The organism is Desulfothermus naphthae, from assembly GCF_054657475.1.
Window position 1 is genome coordinate 807,602 of sequence record NZ_BAAHYQ010000003.1, and the last position, 16,989, is coordinate 824,590.

The following is a 16,989-nucleotide window of genomic DNA, read 5'->3' on the forward strand; positions in this document are numbered from 1 at the left end:
TAGCAAATGGCTCTTTCTTTATTTCTTTTAATTTTTTTCTTGAAAGCTCTTTTGAAAGATGAGCTAAAGGCTACTTCTATCATTTATCAGTCGAGCTCCATATTTTTTCTAAGTTCATTTATATCCGAAGAAAATTGCAATTTATCTTCTTTGTATTCATTAAGACTTCTCAAATAATTTCCATAAATTTCTTCTCGCTTTTCTTCAATAATGTATTTTTCTATCAAATTTTTAAGCTCTTCCTTTTCAGGTAATGGTAATTTTTTAATGTTTTCTAGTAAAATATCATATCTAACTTCCATTTATTTCCTCCAACCATTGGTTTTCTATAGAAAATTTTATTCAAATCTTTTAAATATTTTTTCAATCTAATCTAACATTATCAATTGCTTATAAAGCCAAAATTTTCTATTTTAATTCTAGTGTCAAGTTTAAAAGAGCCTGTTGAAAAATTCTTTCAACCAAACTTAAAAGAGAGTTTAAAAGTTTTATCTTTTGTAGGCGGGAAGACCCCTTCCGTAAGGGAGGGGATGAAAGCCCGCAGGTGCGTTAGCACCTTGAAACTAAACAACTGGGAATGTAAATTACAATCGCAGAGATGAAAACAAAAAGAGCAATAGTCTTTGAATTAAACAACTTGACAGGAAAAGAACAGATAATACTTGGACACCTTACCTACCATGCTGGAAGACTCTGGAATCAAGCAAACTATCTTGTAAAAAACAGATTAGCAAAACCTGACTATAGAGACCTATACAACAAACTCAAAGACACATCCTTACACCTGCGTTCCTTGCAATCCCGCTCAGCACAAATAGTGCTTAATGAGCTAACAAGAGGTTGGAGTAACTTTTTCAAATTTTTGGAAAATCCTAAAAAGTTCAAGGACAAAGGGATAGAAGTAGTTAAACCACCGAAATATGCAAATCCCAAAACACCTCACAAAGTAGTAACCTGGGATAAAACAGGATTCAAGATAAAAGGAAGTAAGATAAGGCTATCCATTTCAAAAGGCTTAAAAGAGCACTTACGTGAAAAATTTGGGGTTTCTTTTGATTACCTGTGGATAGAACCAGGATATAAAGAGTTAGAGAGTTTTAAAGTTCTTAATGTTCAGATAGTTCCATATAAGTCTTATGGTCAAATAAGCTTTAAAGTGGTAGTAGTGTATGAAAAGGAGGTTTCTAAGGTTAAACCTAAAGAAATTAAGCTAATAGATGAGAGCTATACCTCCTTGACGGATAGTTGTGATGAAACCACAGCTATCTCAAAACAAAGTAAAGGACAAGGAAGGAGAATAAAGAGAGGACTATTTCTGTCTTCTGTTAAAGGACTGATTAAGGCAGATGTTAACGGAGCGAGGAATATACTTAGGAAATTCAAAAAGAATTGGTTTGAGCTTGTAACAGGATTAAAGAGAATAGTCAGACTAAGAATCTACAAACTTGGTAAAGGTATCTCCGAATCTCTGCTTTTTGCAAGGATAGGAGTAGAGGGTAGTGTGAACCTGCCCAGAGGGATAAGGGTAGGAATGACCTATCAAACTCCCTTAGAAGCTCACTCCGTAAGGGCGGAGTAGTTCACTATAACTGCCTATTTTACAGATAAAATAAAAAGAGGTAAAATACTATGGAAAAGAAAATAATAAAAATATGGTATGATAAAGAGGGAGATTATCTCGAAGTCTTGTCTGATCGGAAAAAAGGATACTTCAGAGAAACGGAAAATGATGCAGTAATGGAGAAAGTTGATGAAAAAGGAAATATCATTGGTTTCACCATTTTAAAAGAAAGTGCATTGAAAGAAAAACCAGTTTCAATAGACCTTAAAAGCCACATCGTCTAGCAGGAGGTAAACAGAAATCTTAAAAGTTTAAAGATGTGTGCAAGAGGACAAAACCATAGGAGTCTTGGTAATGCAAAAAAATTTGTTGAATCACTTAAATTTCCTATTAGTGAGGTGAATCGTAGGTCTTCTTCTGAAAAAGGGCCAGGGAGACCGCCTTTTTGGGAGATGGTTTTTTACTGGACAAAAAAGCCTCTTATTGGTGCACGGGCAGTTATCGCAGCTTCTCTCCTTCCTGAAGAAGTTGAGATAGTGTTCCATAAATTGTGTGTCTGGCACCAAGAAAGGAAAATATGCTATAAAAAATTAAGGAGCATTCATGAGATTTTTTAATACAGCAGGACCTGTAAGGTGCGAGGACCATTATTGTTTGCCCCCATTAGAGCGGTTAGACTTAGAAGAAGTGCTAATGCTAATTGATCAGAAAAAATATTTTGTCCTTCATGCACCAAGACAAACAGGTAAAACAACCTGCCTTTTAGCACTTCAGGAGTATCTAAACAAAGAAGGCAAATACAGGGCACTATATGTAAATGTGGAAAGCGCTCAGGGGGCACGGGAGAATGTGTACAGGGGAATTAAGGCAATTTTAAGTACAATGACCATAATGATAGAAGAGTATTGGGAACAAGATTTAGACATAGATTACAATAAAGTATTAAGAGAACATGGAGAAGATTCTGCCCTTTTAACTTATTTAAGAAAAGTTACCCAAAAGTCCACCAGACCTGTTGTTTTGATGATTGATGAGATAGATAGCCTTGTTGGAGATACTTTGATTAGTGTTTTGAGACAGCTTAGAGCAGGATATAATTTAAGACCAGACGGTTTTCCTCAAAGTATAATTCTATGTGGAGTAAGAGATGTTAGGGACTATCGCATACACTCAAGCAAAGAAAAAGAAATTATAACAGGAGGAAGTGCCTTTAACATCAAAGCCAAGTCCTTGCATCTTGGGGATTTTAACAAAAAAGAGATAGAGATACTTTACAGCCAACACACAGAGGAAACAGGACAAAAGTTTGAAGATGGTGTTATAGATTATGTATGGGACTTAACAGAAGGACAGCCATGGCTTGTAAATGCACTGGGATATGTTGCATGCTTTGAGTTAAAAGAGGGAAGAGATAGAAATAAGCCCATTACAAAAGAACTTATCACAGAGGCAAAGGAAAAGATTATTTTAGAGAGATATACCCACATTGATCAGCTTGCAGACAAGCTTAAGGAAGATAGGGTTCAAAGGGTAATAGAGGCCATTTTAGAAGGAGACAAAAATCCAGAGGACATACCAATTGATGATATTTTGTATGTAGAGGATTTAGGCTTAATTAAGACCCGTCCTAATTTGAGGATTTCCAATAAGATATATCAGGAGATAATTCCAAGGGAGCTTACCTTTAGCACCCAAGTAACCATAACCCATGATGCTTTGTGGTATGTAAATCCAGATGGAAGCCTTGATATGGTAAAGCTTATGCGGGCATTTCAGGAGTTTTTTAGAGAACACAGTGAGAGCTGGCTTGAGAGATTTCAATACAAAGAAGCAGGTCCACAGCTACTTATGCAAGCATTTTTGCAAAGAATTGTTAACAGTGGTGGAAGGATAGAGAGAGAATATGGTCTTGGCAAAAAGAGGACAGATCTTCTTTTAATATGGCCTATTGGAACAACCACTCTTCTTGAAGCAAAGAAGGTGCAAAAGGTGGTGATAGAGCTCAAGGTTCTTTATAAAAGTCTGGATAAGACCATAGAGGAAGGTTTATCTCAAACCTACGAGTATATGGACAAATGTGGAGCAGAAGAGGGGCATCTTGTTATATTTGATAAAACAAAGGGCAAATCATGGGATGAGAAGATATTTGAGAGAAAGGAAAAATACAGAAGTAAAGAGATATGGATTTGGGGGATGTGAAGTGTGTTTAATTAAGGGAGCAAAGTCATGAAAAAAAGACTTGGTCTTGATACATCGTCCTTTAGAAAACTCAGAGAAAAAGACCTTGGATATGTGGATAAAACCAAATGGATATATAAGCTTATTACAGAGGGAGAATGTTATTTTTTATCAAGGCCCAGAAGATTTGGTAAATCCTTAACCATTGTCTTGGTTCAGCGTGAAATGGAATTTTCCCGGATAAAAATAAGCTAGTTTTAATTTCCAAAAGGGTCTATAAAAGACAGATGTCCCTGTAACACACATCAAAGGGTTGTCAAGGACAAGCCTTTCAGGTGCGCCTTTGGCGCATCCTTGACACCCCTTTTTCGTGTGTTGATTCTGAAGGTGCCGACGGCGGGGGGACGCCGACTCTTCCTTTACCTCTGGCGAAGGGACTATTATTTTTTTGTATTCTACCTTAAGCATAATTTTTTTCTCTTTTGACGCATTACTTTTCTACGTTTTCTAGCCTCATAAAGTTTACGATCTCGTTCTTCAAATATCTCTTTATCTTTTCCTTCAAGCTTATCTTTTGGCGTTATGTATCCTATGGCACTATGAAGACGTTTAGAATTGTAGTATTCTACAAAATCACCTACTATTCTCCTGGCATCACTGAGGGAGATAGGGCAGTGGACCCGTATACACTCTTTCTTTAAACTTTGATGCCATCTCTCTATTTTTCCATTGCTCTGAGGATAATAAGGAGAAGTGCGTACATGATTCATTCCCATTATTCGGATAAATTCCTTAAAATCTTTTACAATAAACTGAGGACCATTATCAGATATTATACGAGAACTATTGTCTGGAAATTTCTCCTTTGCCCTTTGAAGTATTATCTCCACATCTGCTTCTCTGATTTTCTCCCTTATCTCCCAATGTACGATATATCGACTATAACCATCTAAAATACTACACAAATAATAAAAAGTCCCTCTGATATTCAAATAGGATATATCTATATGCCAGTGTTCGTGAGGGCCTTTGGCATTCTTAAAACCCTTTCCTTTTCTCGATGATTTATTATTCCACCTCCGTAAATATCCTTCTTTACTAAGTACCCTATATACACTACTTGGACTAACAGCCACCACATCTTCATCTATCATCATGAAGGTTAATCTTCTATAGCCTTCATTGGGATGTTCTAAAAAATATTTAATAATAGCTTCTTTCTCCCACTCTTCAAGCCAGAAATCCCGCAGTATCCAGGAGTTATGCTCGTTGACCTTTCCATATCTTTTCTTCCAATCATAGAACTTGCTTGTACCTATGCCAATCCACCTTATAAAGTTACTGATTTTGATTTCGGTTTTTTTAGACCAATAATTAACAAAATCCACTACATTATCTCTAATATCGTGTGCCACCCACATATCCTTTAAATTCCCCCAAATTTTTTTTTTTAAACTTACATATTCTTCCATGACCTCAGCCAACACTTCATTCTTCTGAGAAAGTTTCTCTTCTAAAGCAGCAATCTTTTTCTCTAATCTAGAAACATGACTTTTTTTTCTTTTTCAAAGACCATGCTTCCTTTTTCAAAAAATTCCTTCTGCCATCTATAAAAAAGTGTAGGATGTATATTATATTCATCACATACATCTGATACGGGCACATTTTCCAATAGATTTTTCTTCAAAATCATCACTTTTTCTTGTGGGGTGTAATGTCTTCTTTTCTTACTCATGACTCTCCTCCTCAAAGTTTAATTTTTGCTAACATACTTTGAGGAAAATTCCAATTCCGTCTGAGGCAAGACAGTCTTTTTTGATGAACAGGTGGGAGAATGGTTGGCTAAACATAAAGGCCAGGTGATTTACCTATCCAAACAAACCAATCAAGCACAAAAAAAACATATTGCTAAGGAGTAAGCAATGAATAAAATTCAAGAAGTCAAAAAATTTGGCAAAAAAGCACAAGGGCAAAAAGAATATATCAAGTTTTTAAAAGGCGAAAAAATTACAAGAAAAGAGGCAATGCTGGCTAACTGCTACGAATGCACTTGCTGGTATGCTGATGGTGTAAATTCATGCCAGATGAAAAATTGCCCATTATACCCATATCACCCTTACAGAAAATAGCTCTGTTTTTTTCTGAAGAATAACCAGAGGGCGGTCTTGTGGCTTATCCATAGGACTGCCTTTTTTCTTTTTAGTTCCCTGATTATGGCCATATTGCCTCCTCAGACATACAAAATTAGCCTTATTTTTCACCTTTAAATAAAAACATTATGGTATGGACTAAGGCAAGATTAAGGCGAAATAAGGCGATTTGAGCGTAGGGGGGAAGTTCACGGCCTTATGTGATGGGCATTTACTTTTTATAAAAAACTTTTTATAAAAATTTGTATGTAATTTGTTTAATTTTGTTTACATTTTTAAATAAGAATATTAGACCTTTAAATGCCTACATAAATATCAACAGAATAGACGTTTTTAGTCCTTTTTTTATTAACTGAACGGAATATCTTTTTTGGCTTTTAGACCTACCTTTAAAAAAGCCTATGGAAAAGCCACACCATAGGCCTTTAATTTTCCTAACTCTCTCATATTTGGATTTTAAGAGCCTTTAAAACTCTTATATATATAAATCCTTCTGATTTTGATTTGAAGCTGAAAATAAGGCATTTTTGTGGCTGTCAGACTTTTAGAAAGAGAGATTTATACGATTTAATTGCTTTAAAGTAACAGTATAAAAATTTGAACTTATTGTATAAAATTTTGAACTTTCTATTAAAGTCAATTAAACTTGAAAATATATTGATTTATGCTGTCAAAAAATTGACTCTACGTTGACTATTATTAAAAATTTTGATGGCAACTATTCATATATCAAATAGATTTTGTTTCCTCCTTTTTCTCTTTTTTATTGCCTAATCATAAGGAGTAAGTATCCTAATTTGAGCTTTAAGGTGTTCTGAGATTTCATGCAGATAAAATGTATTGCGGGGCACCCATAGGGACACCCACAAAATTTTGCCACAAAAAAGCCTCTTAAAAATTTTCTCCTAACAGACTAAATTATTTGCTTTTTGTCTATGCCCCCGGCAGGATTCGAACCTGCGGCGCCAGGATTAGGAATCCTGTGCTCTATCCTACTGAGCTACGGGGGCCTTTCGGCGTTGGAAAACTTAGTTTATTTTTTTTGTCTTGTGTGTCAAGTAAATTTTTAACTTTACAACGATTCCGGTGAGTTTGGGGGTTAAGATTTAAGGGTAATCCAAGAAAAATGATCTTTATATTGACCCCAAAAAAGTTGGACACATTTTGAAGATAAAATTAGGAGTTGAGCAAAGGGAGAAAAAGGGTTAAAATTTAATCTTGGAAACCAACTTTGGGAGGGATTTTGTAGGAAAGAAGAAAATGGAGTGCTAAGGTGAGAAGCCTGTGGCTAAAATCTGTTGGGGGCATCAAATTTCTCAAGCTCAGTATTATAAATGACGTGATAAATTTTTTAGAACGTGGCAAAAACGCCCTAACTTTTGATGCTCCTTGCAAAAAAGAAGCTCAGCTAAAAGCTGTAATTGAAAAACTACAAAAAATAATTGGAAAACAGACTGAATATTAAAAAAAACGAAGAACTTATCAAGGGAAAATAGAAAGTGTATTACAACTGGTAAAAATGGATTTTTCTGTTAAAGATGTGTGTTACATTTTTGGGTATCTCCAAAAAAACTTATTATTCACACAAAAAAACACGACGGTGCAAAAACAAAAATAAGGAAGATTTATATTTAGTAAATAAAATCATAGAAATAAAAAATAATTATCCTTTTTGGGGATATAGACGATTAATACTGGTTTAAATATAGAGAAAATATAAATGTAAATAGAAAAAAGTTTACCCTTTAATGAAAATGTATAACTTACTTATAAAACGAAAACAATACAAAGCTAAAAGGACACCAAAAAGGTTGGCTATAGTATTTCTTTAACTAGCAAAACAAATGATTGGTTAAATACTTTAAACAAAGCTATAAATAATTGAGTTTCCTAATGGAATTAGAGGAAAAGGCCTGTTGCTTCTTAGTGACAATGGCTCACAACCTACTTCTAGGTCTTTTATGCAATATACAAAACAATTGAATATAAAACAAATTTTACAACATATAATAATCCTAAAGGAAATGCAGATACTTAAAAGAGTAATAAAAACAATTAGAGAGGAAGTAATCTGGATAAATGAATTTACTTCATTAACTGAAGCATCTGAAACTATATCAAAATGGATAGAAAAAAAACTATAATAAACTATATGTACATTCAGCTCTTAGATATAAAAGCCCTGAGGAATTTGAACAAGAATATTATAAATTACACTATTAAGAAAGCGGCTTATAAAGATATAAAGTTACTTTTTCTTCAGGGAAACCTTAGGAAAGTTAAACGAAGATCTCACTTTTTCTCTTCAGTGTAACCCCAAGGCCAGGATCACCTGGTCACTAGCTCAGAAAAAGATTAGCAAGGTCCGAACTGAAAAAAAGTAAACTATATAAAGTTAACATGATTAACTCTTTCTTAATTTCTTAAAAATTAGTCTTGACTTTTGGAGGGCATTACAAATTCTGGGTTTCTAACCACATGATAGCTTCTTCAAAGTTTAGGGTTCCTTCATAAATTGCCCTTCCTGTAATAATACCTTGAAGGCCATATTCTTTAAGGGGATAAAGTCTCTTTACATCATCTATATCTCTTACTCCCCCAGCATAGATAACAGGAAGTTTGGTAAGAGATAAAAACCTTTTTACAGGTTCAGGATTAATACCTGTTTGCATACCATCCTTTGAAATATCTGTATAAACAATAAAACCAGCACCCATATTTTCTGCATCCAAAATAACGCTCTCAATTGTAAGCCCTGTGTCTTCAACCCATCCCCTTGATTTTAGCTTTCCCTTTTCAGCATCAAGAGATACACCTATTTTGCCTTTATATTTATCACAAAGGGACTTAAAAATTGATGGCTCTTCAAAAAACATAGTTCCAATTATGAGTCTTGTGACACCTGCATCAAAATACTTTCTGGCCACATCAAAGTTGCGAATGCCCCCACCAAGTTGCACAGGGATATCTATAGAATTACATATTTTTTCAATTAGATTATAATTTTTTGGAACTCCTTCAAAGGCACCATCTAAATCCACAATATGCAAATATTTAGCTCCCTTATCCACCCAATGTTTGGCCATTTCAACAGGATCTTTTGAAAATACAGTTACATCATTGTATTTACCCTGTCTAAGTCTTACACATTCTCCATTTTTTATATCAATAGCAGGAAATAATATCATAGTCCGAGCTCCTTTATACCTTGGATTATACCCTCCTCTGCAAGTTCATAGGCACTAACCCACTTGCCGCCCCTTTTTATAAATTTATTTATCTCCAGGATGTCTTCAGAAAGGGGTTTTTGTTTCTCATTATATAAATAAGAACCTATTAGTCTCCCATGTTTTATATCTATAAGATTTAGGGAAAACATCACTCTGGCTGACTCATATGCTCCCCATTTGCCTCCTACCCTGGGCCTAAAGATAAATAGCTGGGGAACAATTAAATAATCTGAAGGAATACATTTTCCTATTTCTATCCATTTTTTAATGGGATTTAAATATGCTTTATTTTCTTTTAAAACAACTAATTCCTTACATTGATTAACAAAATTAGGTCCAATTATCTCAACTCCTTCTCTAGCTAAAACCTTAGATAAAAGAATATTTGTCAATTTTTTCAATACCTCTCTGTCTATCTTACCAGGGTCTTTGACTATATAACCAGATAATACATCATGGGACAGAGTTGGGTGCTCAAATGGGGCTATGGCTACTTTCCCTTTGATAATAATTTTAGTTTCCTTTTTACTTACCCCTGTACAGTTTGCGAAAAAAATCACTAATAATACTAATAACTTTTTTTTCATTCTAAAAACCCCTTTGTGCTCATTGTTTTTTCTTCAAATACAATTTGTGTTGCTTTTCTTAAGGCAATACCAAAACCTTTGAAAGCTGCCTCTATTAAGTGATGGCCGTTTTTACCATAAATAAAATTTATATGAAGATTTATCTGGGCCTTGTTTGCAAATGACTTAAAAAATTCCCTCCAGATATCTCTTTCCTGACCAAAAATTACTGCGGGCAATATCTCATCATTATTTAATACAAAATATGGTCTTCCTGATAAATCCACCACTACTTCAACCAGGGCCTCATCCATGGGCACCCTCACCCATGCCATCCTATTTATACCTTTTTTATTAGCTAAGGACCTCTTAAACACCTCTCCAAGACAAAGCCCTATATCTTCAACTAGATGATGTGCATCCACATTAATATCACCACTGGCTATAACCTGTAAATCAAAACTTCCCCAAAAACAAAACAAAGTGAGAAAATGATCAAGATATCCTAAAGAGGTGTTTATCTCTGACTTCCCTTTACCATTTAAAAGAAACTCTATCTGGATATTAGTCTCCTTTGTCTGTCTCTTATACTCTATTTTCTTCATTTACTTCTCCTCTTTTTTAGGTTCACTGTCTTTTTCATGAGTATTTTCTTTTGTTTTTTCTTTTTTACCAAAAATATGGGCAATCCAGATGCCAATTTCGTAGAGCAGCACCAATGGCCCAGCCATAAGCACCTGAGTAACTGCATCAGGAGGCGTAAATATGGCAGCAACAATAAATGCTATTAAGATTGCATATTTTCTGTATTTTCTAAGAAATTTTGATGTAACTAATCCTAATCTTGCTAGAAAAAATATCACAAGTGGAAGTTCAAAAACAAGGCCAAAGGCAATTAAAATTCTAATCGCAAAAGATAGGCCCTCTTTCATACTAATCATAGGGCTTATATATATATCTGCAAAGCTCATAAAAAATCTATAGGCATAGGGAAAAATAACAAAATATCCAAAAAGCGCACCTATTATAAACAAAAATGCTGAGCAAAGAGAAATAGGTAAAAGGAATTTCCTTTCCTCTGGATATAGACCTGGTTTTACAAAGAGCCATATTTGATAAAAACTATAGGGAAGGGTTAGAAAAATACCAGATATAAATGCCATTTTTAAATATACAAAAAAGGCTTCATGGGGGGATGTGTAAATCATGGTAGAATTTTTAGGAAGGGATCTAAAAAGGGGAAGCATTAAGTAATTAAATATTTGTTTGGATAGAGGAACGCAGGCGAGCATTCCCAAAAAAATAGCAATAACAGCCTTAACTAGCCGTTGTCTAAGCTCCTCTAAATGGTCTAAAAGGCTCATTTCAGCCATTTCATTTGTCTCAGGCTCATCTATGTTTTCCCCTTCCTCTTGTAAATCAGATATATCAGGTTTATTTTCGGATAATTCTATAGCACCTTGAGATGTTTTCTCCTTTTCATTCATAAGATTTCATCTCCTTGTTTTATGTCTCTCCACAGTAATTAACGAGTGATAGGTAAAATTTGGAAAGTTCGTAAAAATTATTCTTTAATATTTAAAAAATCTTGTAAACCATTTTTTAGGTGGGAATTTTCCTTTGATTAGAATAAAGAGCCCTTTCAAGAGGAGTGAAATCTACTTTTTTAAAAGAAATATAAATGGTAGAATCAAAGGTTGATACTTCTATAAAAGACATACATTCCTCTATTTTTTGTTGAGCTACATCCACTAAAAAATTTAAGTCTAATTGTAGTTCAGAATTATTAGGCTATCAATCTTATCCCAAAAAGGAACTGATGGTCTTTCTTGCAGCAGGGAAAAATAACCAGATAATCCTTTACCTTCATACCCCCTTACACTGTTTATATTATCTGTTAAATCTATCTTTTCCATCAGAGATTTTAAATCTTTTGCAGAATTTTTACACCGATGTTTAAGCTCAGGAGTGTAATTGAAATTATCAACTATTATTCTTCCTCGCTAATTACATCCTCTGGAGCCGTATATGCTTCAATTCCCAGTTTTTTTGCAACTTCATACGCCTTTGGTTCTATCATTGGGGATATTACTAATTTACGATTTACTTTTTTCCCTTGCTGTTTTTCAAAAAATTTCACTTTTTTATCAAATATATACATATCTGCTTTACTCATTGAAGACTTTATTTCTATTACCCAAACTTCGCCATTTTTTATGACGACGTCTAGCTCTATTTGATCAGGATGTCCAAAGACTTCTCCTTTTTCATCATAGCTTAAATAATTTTCTACTTTTAAATTGGTTAATTCGGTTAAAACTGCTTCAATTGCTTCTCTAAAGGCCTTTTCGCTATTTACTCCCCATCTGGCACCAAGTGCTCCAATGGTTCTGTCTATTCTTTTATCTACTCTATGAATTTCTTTGAGCAAAGTCTCCCACCTTTGGTCAGACTCTTGTTTTAATTCCCTCCACTGGCGTTGCGATTCTTCCCACCTACGATCAGATTCTTCTTTCAATTCCTGCCACTTACGTTCTGATTCTTCTTTTAATTCTTGCCATTTACGTTCTGACTCTTCTTTCAATTCCTGCCACTTACGTTCTGATTCTTCTTTTAATTCTTGCCATTTACGTTCTGACTCTTCTTTCAATTCCTGCCACTTACATTCTGATTCTTCTTTTAATTCTTGCCATTTACGTTCTGATTCTTCCCACTTACGCTCTAATTTTTCCCATTTACATTCTAACTCTTCCCACTTGCGCTCTATTTTTTTCCACCTGCGTTCTGACTCTTCCCACTTACGCTCTGACTCTTCCCGAAGTTCCTTCCATCTTTGTTCTGACTCTTTTTTTAACTCATGGAATTCTTTCAATAAAATTTCAAACTTAGATTCTGTTTCTTTTTTGTCTGCAAAACTATCCACTAACTTTTTCCACAATATCAACTTCACCTCTGGATGTTTCTCTAAGATATGTGGGATCTCTTCATAAATTATTTTTTTTACTTCCTCTGTTAAATTTTCCTCGTAAATCATAAATCTTGACCTCCCTTATCAGTTGCTTGTCCCCCTAGGATGAATCTAATCGAATGATGTTATATTTAGTTCTTAATCCATCTTTATTATTTTTTCAATGTAATTGGTGATTCCGAACATAATGTAGAGACATTCCACACAACGGCTCTCCGGGATTATTAGCCAAATCCCTTCTCTATTCAGGTCTTTTCCAATTCATATAACCTATGGAAATAATTAAAACGCAGACTTTTTTTGATCTTAAAATCCAAAAAGTCAATTATTACAATTAAATACAAAAAATGACAATTTTTGTCGTGAGGTCTGCGGAAAATTATACCAACCGTCTCAACACTCTCAACCTCTATAACCATCTGAACCATTTCAACCACCTTAGTTCTGCATGAGAACTGATTTGAAGGTAAAAAGTTTTGTCTTAGAACTATTTTATTGAAAAATAATAAATTTAGTGCTATATACAAAACTATGTTAAAGGATATTATTGAACAAATAGAATTAACGTTAGAAAGACTAAAAAATTTTCTACCAAAAATCAAACGTCCTTATTACAACCAATTGAACATTGATGATACAAGGGGAGTTCTTGTTTATGGACTCAGGGGTGTAGGGAAGACTACATTTTTCTTAGACAAGGTTTCTAATGTTAAGCAGAACTTTTTATATTTTAGTGCTGATAACCCTGTAATTTCATCCATTCCTTTATATGATTTAGTAAGTGCTATATTTAAAAAAGGATATGATGGAGTAGTTATTGATGAAATTCACTATGCCAATAAATGGAGTTCTCATATTAAGGCACTTTATGATGATTATCCAGCCAATTTTATCTGGGTAAGCGATAGTAGTAATTTGATTTTAAAAAAATCTGTAGCAGATTTATCAAGACGATTTGTTCAATTTCGTATTCCCTTGATGTCGCTGCGAGAATATTTATATCTAACAGAAGATATAGAAATAGAAACTTTTAATCCTTTTGAAGACGATGTTAAAGGTAAAATTTTTGATATTTTGAAGAAAGTAAATATCTTAAGAGTATTTACCAATTATATTGATGAAGGCACAAGACCCATTTTCACAGAAGGACAATATTGTTCTAGATTAAAAGGACTTTTAGAAAAATCCATCTATCATGATGTGCCTTTTTATGTATCTTCAATCCAGGATAACCACTTAAGGGTAATGAATGCTATAATTGGACATTTAATTTCAGCTCCAGTTCCAACAATTAATATAAGCAGCATGTGCAATGAATGGAAATTGGGAAAACAGAGTTTATATAATTTGCTTGAAGTTATGGAACGATCTGAGTTAATTAATATTATAAGAAAACCTGGAAAATTTAAATATACAAAGGGTGCTAAAATATTTCTTACTGATCCTTCTATATATAGTTGCTTCAAGGGAAACTTAGGAAGCCTTAGAGAAGCATTTGTTGTTATGTGCCTTAAAGAAAAATATACAATAAATACATGTAAAAATGATAGTGAATGCGATTTCAGAGTAAATAACTTTAAAATTGAAGTGGGTGGCAGAAATAAAAAAAGAAAAAATGCTGATTTTGTAATAAGTGATGATATTGATGTGCCTGTTAAAAACAAAATCCCTATGTGGATGTTGGGATTTTTGTGGTAGATGTTGTTTTAAGTAGATGGGCTGATGAGTTAATGAGTGGACGCTTTATGAATATCCATAAGGATTAGTATTATAAATTTTCCAATATCGTGTAAAAGTCCTCCTATAGCAATTTCAAATATTTTTAACCTATTAGTCATAATGTTACTCTCCTGATATTTAAAATTTTATATTTTTTATTTGAATTCACAATTTCATTTTATACTATTTATATTTACGGAAGCAAGAATATTTATAGTTATCCGTATAATTTTATATAATATTTAACATATTGTTTTTATAAAACTTCTCTCTTTTTCGTTCTTAATTTTTCTTTATTCTGTTTTTGTATTATGGGTCAATTACATAGAATTCTGCAGGATACTATAAATATCCTCTTGGGGACAACTGAACCATCTTGTTTTCTTTCTTCTTCCAGAATACGCTGAGTTGTAACATATATTGACACACATCCATTATTTTTTGTCCAATTGATCACAATAAATAGTTTTCTTTTGCATTTGAAAACTACTTTAAGCCAGACTATTACAACAAAGGATTTTCAATAGTAGGAGATAAAGTCTTTAATAATTTCCTACACCTGTTTTTCTTTTCAGAATTTGCTTGATCCATACAATAAACAAGGATGTTAGTATCAATAAATATCTTAGCCCCAGTTTGTCACTTTTTTTTGTAATATATTGTAATTATTGAATTCAATCATCTTTTTCTTCACTACAAATTTATCAATTAATTTTTAAAATGCTAGATAAAGGCTTTAAAGGAAGTTCCAGGGCATTATATATCTCCAGTTGAAAAGATTCTAATTCTGGAGAGTGTTTACATTTAGATAGAAATATAATATAAGTTATCCCAACCAAAATAATGGGAGGGAGAAAATGGTTGTATGCAAGCATTGTAATTCAACGCAAGTCGTCAAAAATGGTTTTGTTCGTAAAAAACAGCGGTATCTCTGCAAGAACTGTTCACGAACTTTTGTGATAGGAGATGCAAGGAGAAAAGAATCTCTGAAAGTAAAAAAAGCCCTTGCAGTTATTCTTTATTCTCTTGGTAAAGCATCATTTGGCTTTTTAGCTAAATTATTTGGAGTTTCTCGTTCATTGACTTACCGATGGATAAAAGAGGAAGCCGAATCACTTCCAGAACCAGTTATATCTAATGAGATAAAAGAAATAGAATTTGATGAGATGTGGCATTTTATCCAGTCAAAAAAAACAAAATATGGATTATCAAGGCGTTGGATCGTAGCAGAGGGCGAACTATTGCCTGGGTTATTGGCAATCGTGATGCTTCAACCTTCAGACGGTTATACAAAAAACTTGAACAATTGAAGGACTGTGTTTTTTATACAGATGATTGGGAAGCTTTTAAGAAGGTATTGCCGCGAGAGCGCCATATAATAGGAAAAAGAGGAACAGTAACAATAGAAAGAGATAATAGCAATACAAGACATCATCTTGGACGAATGACACGTAGGACGAAAGTTGTATCTAAAAAGGAAGAAATGGTTCATGCATCAATGAAATTATGGCATGCATTAACTGATCCTGAAATTTTTGCCCAATATCAGCAAAGATTTTTATCTATCTTTAGGTGAACACTCTCACCGTCTCTACACTCTTTGTTATCTCATATGGAAGATAGCCATGCATATAAATATCTCCTTAAATTACTTGTAATTTTTATCCCCTGGTATATATCTCAATCTCACTTCAACATTAATTTTAACACACTAACCAATATTCCAGTAAAAGTAGCAATCTGACCCAGCCAGAATATAAACATCCACTTTATGGTGTCTGCACGCCACTTGTGTATCTCTGTCCTTAACTTCTCTTCTGTGGCTTTTATCTCTCCTCTTAGTCTTTCTTCAGTGGCCTTAAGTTCATCTTTAGTTACAAGCTCCTTTGTTAATTCATCTTTAAGCTCTGTCTTAATAATAACCTTTTGCTCTTTTGCCTTCTCTTCTATTGAATAAAGGCCTTTTTCTATCGCCTCTATCACCTTTTTCGCAAGTTCAGGGTCTGATATAACTGCCTCTACACTCTTTGTTATCTCATATGGAAGATAGCCATGCATAAAAATATCTCCTTAAATTACTTCTAATCTTCCGCCAGGTGTTGTGATATCCTTCTATTCTAAGAGTGTGGGATTTGATTTTAATTTTTAACCTTACAGCCTTTGGTTTGCAAGAAAATTCTTTTTATTTCAAACTAAATTTAAGTGCTCTGTTTTTATATGATCAATCAAACTCACTAAATTTTCTGCTTTTAGGTCTTCAAGTAAAAAGTATTTTCCAGAAAGCTCCTTTGCTAATTCTTTTGCAAGATCCATTTTGAGAAAATTGTTTTTTAGCTCACAATCTATAACCACACTAAAAGCTTCTCCAACATCAAATATTTCTTCTTTTGAACTAGAGGGAAAACTCACCTCTATCTGTGAAGATTCTTTGCTGCGTTCTGATTTATTTTTCTCTTTTTGAGCAAAATCCTCTTTTTTATGGTCTTTTCTTTCTGCAAATGGTTTTAAATCAGGGGATCTTCTTCATCTTCCTCTAGATTGAGATACTCCATCAAAAATAAGCTCAAGCTTCATTTCCTCCTGCCCAACAATAATCCAAAAAAGAAAAATCATTGTA

General features: G+C 33.6%; 23 protein-coding genes and 1 tRNA gene. 11 read left to right on the forward strand and 13 right to left on the reverse strand.

The window, feature by feature from the left end; genetic code table 11:
• Positions 1-86 precede the first annotated feature (86 nt).
• Positions 87-302 (reverse strand): hypothetical protein, encoded by a 216-nt coding sequence (locus ACYQ1E_RS15665; protein ID WP_459881486.1) that lies wholly within the window; start codon positions 300-302, stop codon positions 87-89.
• Between the two features lie 296 nt (positions 303-598).
• Here ACYQ1E_RS15665 and ACYQ1E_RS15670 point away from each other — a divergent pair, with 296 nt between their 5' ends.
• From ACYQ1E_RS15670 to ACYQ1E_RS15690, 5 genes are read left to right on the forward strand one after another with little or no spacing between them, the layout of a single operon-like run.
• Complete coding sequence (locus tag ACYQ1E_RS15670; protein ID WP_459881488.1) at positions 599-1,579, forward strand: hypothetical protein; 981 nt, start codon at positions 599-601, stop codon at positions 1,577-1,579.
• A gap of 50 nt (positions 1,580-1,629) precedes the next feature.
• A complete protein-coding gene (locus ACYQ1E_RS15675; RefSeq protein ID WP_459881491.1) occupies positions 1,630-1,845 on the forward strand; it encodes a DUF2283 domain-containing protein in 216 nt (71 codons plus the stop codon).
• A gap of 33 nt (positions 1,846-1,878) precedes the next feature.
• Positions 1,879-2,178 (forward strand): DUF1156 domain-containing protein, encoded by a 300-nt coding sequence (locus ACYQ1E_RS15680; protein WP_459881494.1) that lies wholly within the window; start codon positions 1,879-1,881, stop codon positions 2,176-2,178.
• A complete protein-coding gene (locus tag ACYQ1E_RS15685; RefSeq protein ID WP_459881496.1) occupies positions 2,165-3,760 on the forward strand; it encodes an ATP-binding protein in 1,596 nt (531 codons plus the stop codon). The genes ACYQ1E_RS15680 and ACYQ1E_RS15685 overlap by 14 nt, the downstream gene beginning before the upstream one ends.
• A gap of 27 nt (positions 3,761-3,787) precedes the next feature.
• Positions 3,788-3,994, forward strand: a complete 207-nt coding sequence (locus ACYQ1E_RS15690) for an AAA family ATPase (protein WP_459881499.1) — start codon at positions 3,788-3,790, stop codon at positions 3,992-3,994.
• A 200-nt stretch (positions 3,995-4,194) separates the two neighbouring features.
• Here ACYQ1E_RS15690 and ACYQ1E_RS15695 read toward each other — a convergent pair whose 3' ends face one another.
• Positions 4,195-5,265: an IS3 family transposase gene (locus tag ACYQ1E_RS15695; RefSeq protein WP_459881818.1), complete on the reverse strand. Its 1,071-nt coding sequence runs from the start codon at positions 5,263-5,265 to the stop codon at positions 4,195-4,197.
• 8 nt (positions 5,266-5,273) lie between these two features.
• Positions 5,274-5,474 (reverse strand): transposase, encoded by a 201-nt coding sequence (locus tag ACYQ1E_RS15700; RefSeq protein WP_459881502.1) that lies wholly within the window; start codon positions 5,472-5,474, stop codon positions 5,274-5,276.
• A 187-nt stretch (positions 5,475-5,661) separates the two neighbouring features.
• Between ACYQ1E_RS15700 and ACYQ1E_RS15705 the strand changes: the two genes are divergently transcribed.
• A complete protein-coding gene (locus tag ACYQ1E_RS15705) occupies positions 5,662-5,868 on the forward strand; it encodes a hypothetical protein (protein ID WP_459881505.1) in 207 nt (68 codons plus the stop codon).
• Positions 5,869-6,825: 957 nt separating this feature from the next.
• Here ACYQ1E_RS15705 and ACYQ1E_RS15710 read toward each other — a convergent pair.
• A tRNA-Arg gene (locus ACYQ1E_RS15710) sits at positions 6,826-6,899 on the reverse strand.
• Positions 6,900-7,162: 263 nt separating this feature from the next.
• Between ACYQ1E_RS15710 and ACYQ1E_RS15715 the strand changes: the two genes are divergently transcribed.
• Together ACYQ1E_RS15715 and ACYQ1E_RS15720 are read left to right on the forward strand one after the other, a co-directional pair.
• Positions 7,163-7,354 (forward strand): hypothetical protein, encoded by a 192-nt coding sequence (locus tag ACYQ1E_RS15715; protein ID WP_459881508.1) that lies wholly within the window; start codon positions 7,163-7,165, stop codon positions 7,352-7,354.
• 451 nt (positions 7,355-7,805) lie between these two features.
• On the forward strand, positions 7,806-8,033 hold the full coding sequence (locus ACYQ1E_RS15720; RefSeq protein WP_459881511.1) for a hypothetical protein: 228 nt from the start codon (positions 7,806-7,808) through the stop codon (positions 8,031-8,033).
• Between the two features lie 309 nt (positions 8,034-8,342).
• Here the strand turns inward: ACYQ1E_RS15720 and hisA are convergent, their stop codons facing one another.
• From hisA to ACYQ1E_RS15750, 6 genes are all read right to left on the reverse strand, one after another.
• Positions 8,343-9,077: a 1-(5-phosphoribosyl)-5-[(5-phosphoribosylamino)methylideneamino]imidazole-4-carboxamide isomerase gene (hisA, locus tag ACYQ1E_RS15725; RefSeq protein WP_459881514.1), complete on the reverse strand. Its 735-nt coding sequence runs from the start codon at positions 9,075-9,077 to the stop codon at positions 8,343-8,345.
• Positions 9,074-9,706, reverse strand: a complete 633-nt coding sequence (locus ACYQ1E_RS15730) for a hypothetical protein (RefSeq protein WP_459881517.1) — start codon at positions 9,704-9,706, stop codon at positions 9,074-9,076. Before ACYQ1E_RS15730 ends, hisA begins: the two co-directional genes overlap by 4 nt.
• On the reverse strand, positions 9,703-10,290 hold the full coding sequence (gene hisB, locus ACYQ1E_RS15735; protein WP_459881520.1) for an imidazoleglycerol-phosphate dehydratase HisB: 588 nt from the start codon (positions 10,288-10,290) through the stop codon (positions 9,703-9,705). The genes ACYQ1E_RS15730 and hisB overlap by 4 nt, the downstream gene beginning before the upstream one ends.
• Positions 10,291-11,049 carry a twin-arginine translocase subunit TatC gene (gene tatC / locus ACYQ1E_RS15740; protein ID WP_459881821.1) on the reverse strand — a complete coding sequence of 253 codons (759 nt, stop codon included), beginning with the start codon at positions 11,047-11,049 and terminating at the stop codon, positions 10,291-10,293.
• A 626-nt stretch (positions 11,050-11,675) separates the two neighbouring features.
• A complete protein-coding gene (locus ACYQ1E_RS15745) occupies positions 11,676-12,719 on the reverse strand; it encodes a PD-(D/E)XK nuclease family protein (RefSeq protein ID WP_459881523.1) in 1,044 nt (347 codons plus the stop codon).
• Positions 12,720-12,898: 179 nt separating this feature from the next.
• Positions 12,899-13,081 carry a hypothetical protein gene (locus ACYQ1E_RS15750; RefSeq protein ID WP_459881526.1) on the reverse strand — a complete coding sequence of 61 codons (183 nt, stop codon included), beginning with the start codon at positions 13,079-13,081 and terminating at the stop codon, positions 12,899-12,901.
• 67 nt (positions 13,082-13,148) lie between these two features.
• Here ACYQ1E_RS15750 and ACYQ1E_RS15755 point away from each other — a divergent pair, with 67 nt between their 5' ends.
• The gene (locus ACYQ1E_RS15755) at positions 13,149-14,351 is read left to right on the forward strand and encodes an ATP-binding protein (protein WP_459881529.1); all 1,203 of its coding nucleotides are present in this window, start codon (positions 13,149-13,151) and stop codon (positions 14,349-14,351) included.
• A 337-nt stretch (positions 14,352-14,688) separates the two neighbouring features.
• On the opposite strand, the gene ACYQ1E_RS16305 is transcribed toward ACYQ1E_RS15755, so the two are convergent.
• Positions 14,689-14,829 (reverse strand): hypothetical protein, encoded by a 141-nt coding sequence (locus tag ACYQ1E_RS16305; protein WP_488193125.1) that lies wholly within the window; start codon positions 14,827-14,829, stop codon positions 14,689-14,691.
• Between the two features lie 400 nt (positions 14,830-15,229).
• Between ACYQ1E_RS16305 and ACYQ1E_RS15760 the strand changes: the two genes are divergently transcribed.
• Complete coding sequence (locus tag ACYQ1E_RS15760; protein ID WP_459874971.1) at positions 15,230-15,682, forward strand: IS1/IS1595 family N-terminal zinc-binding domain-containing protein; 453 nt, start codon at positions 15,230-15,232, stop codon at positions 15,680-15,682.
• The gene (locus tag ACYQ1E_RS15765) at positions 15,589-15,948 is read left to right on the forward strand and encodes an IS1 family transposase (RefSeq protein ID WP_459874973.1); all 360 of its coding nucleotides are present in this window, start codon (positions 15,589-15,591) and stop codon (positions 15,946-15,948) included. The genes ACYQ1E_RS15760 and ACYQ1E_RS15765 overlap by 94 nt, the downstream gene beginning before the upstream one ends.
• Positions 15,949-16,058: 110 nt before the next feature.
• Here the strand turns inward: ACYQ1E_RS15765 and ACYQ1E_RS15770 are convergent, their stop codons facing one another.
• Both ACYQ1E_RS15770 and ACYQ1E_RS15775 read right to left on the reverse strand, forming a co-directional pair.
• Positions 16,059-16,430 (reverse strand): hypothetical protein, encoded by a 372-nt coding sequence (locus ACYQ1E_RS15770; protein ID WP_459881532.1) that lies wholly within the window; start codon positions 16,428-16,430, stop codon positions 16,059-16,061.
• A 129-nt stretch (positions 16,431-16,559) separates the two neighbouring features.
• Entirely contained in the window at positions 16,560-16,724 is a 165-nt protein-coding gene (locus ACYQ1E_RS15775; RefSeq protein ID WP_459881535.1) for a vWA domain-containing protein, read from the reverse strand.
• Positions 16,725-16,989: the final 265 nt, after the last annotated feature.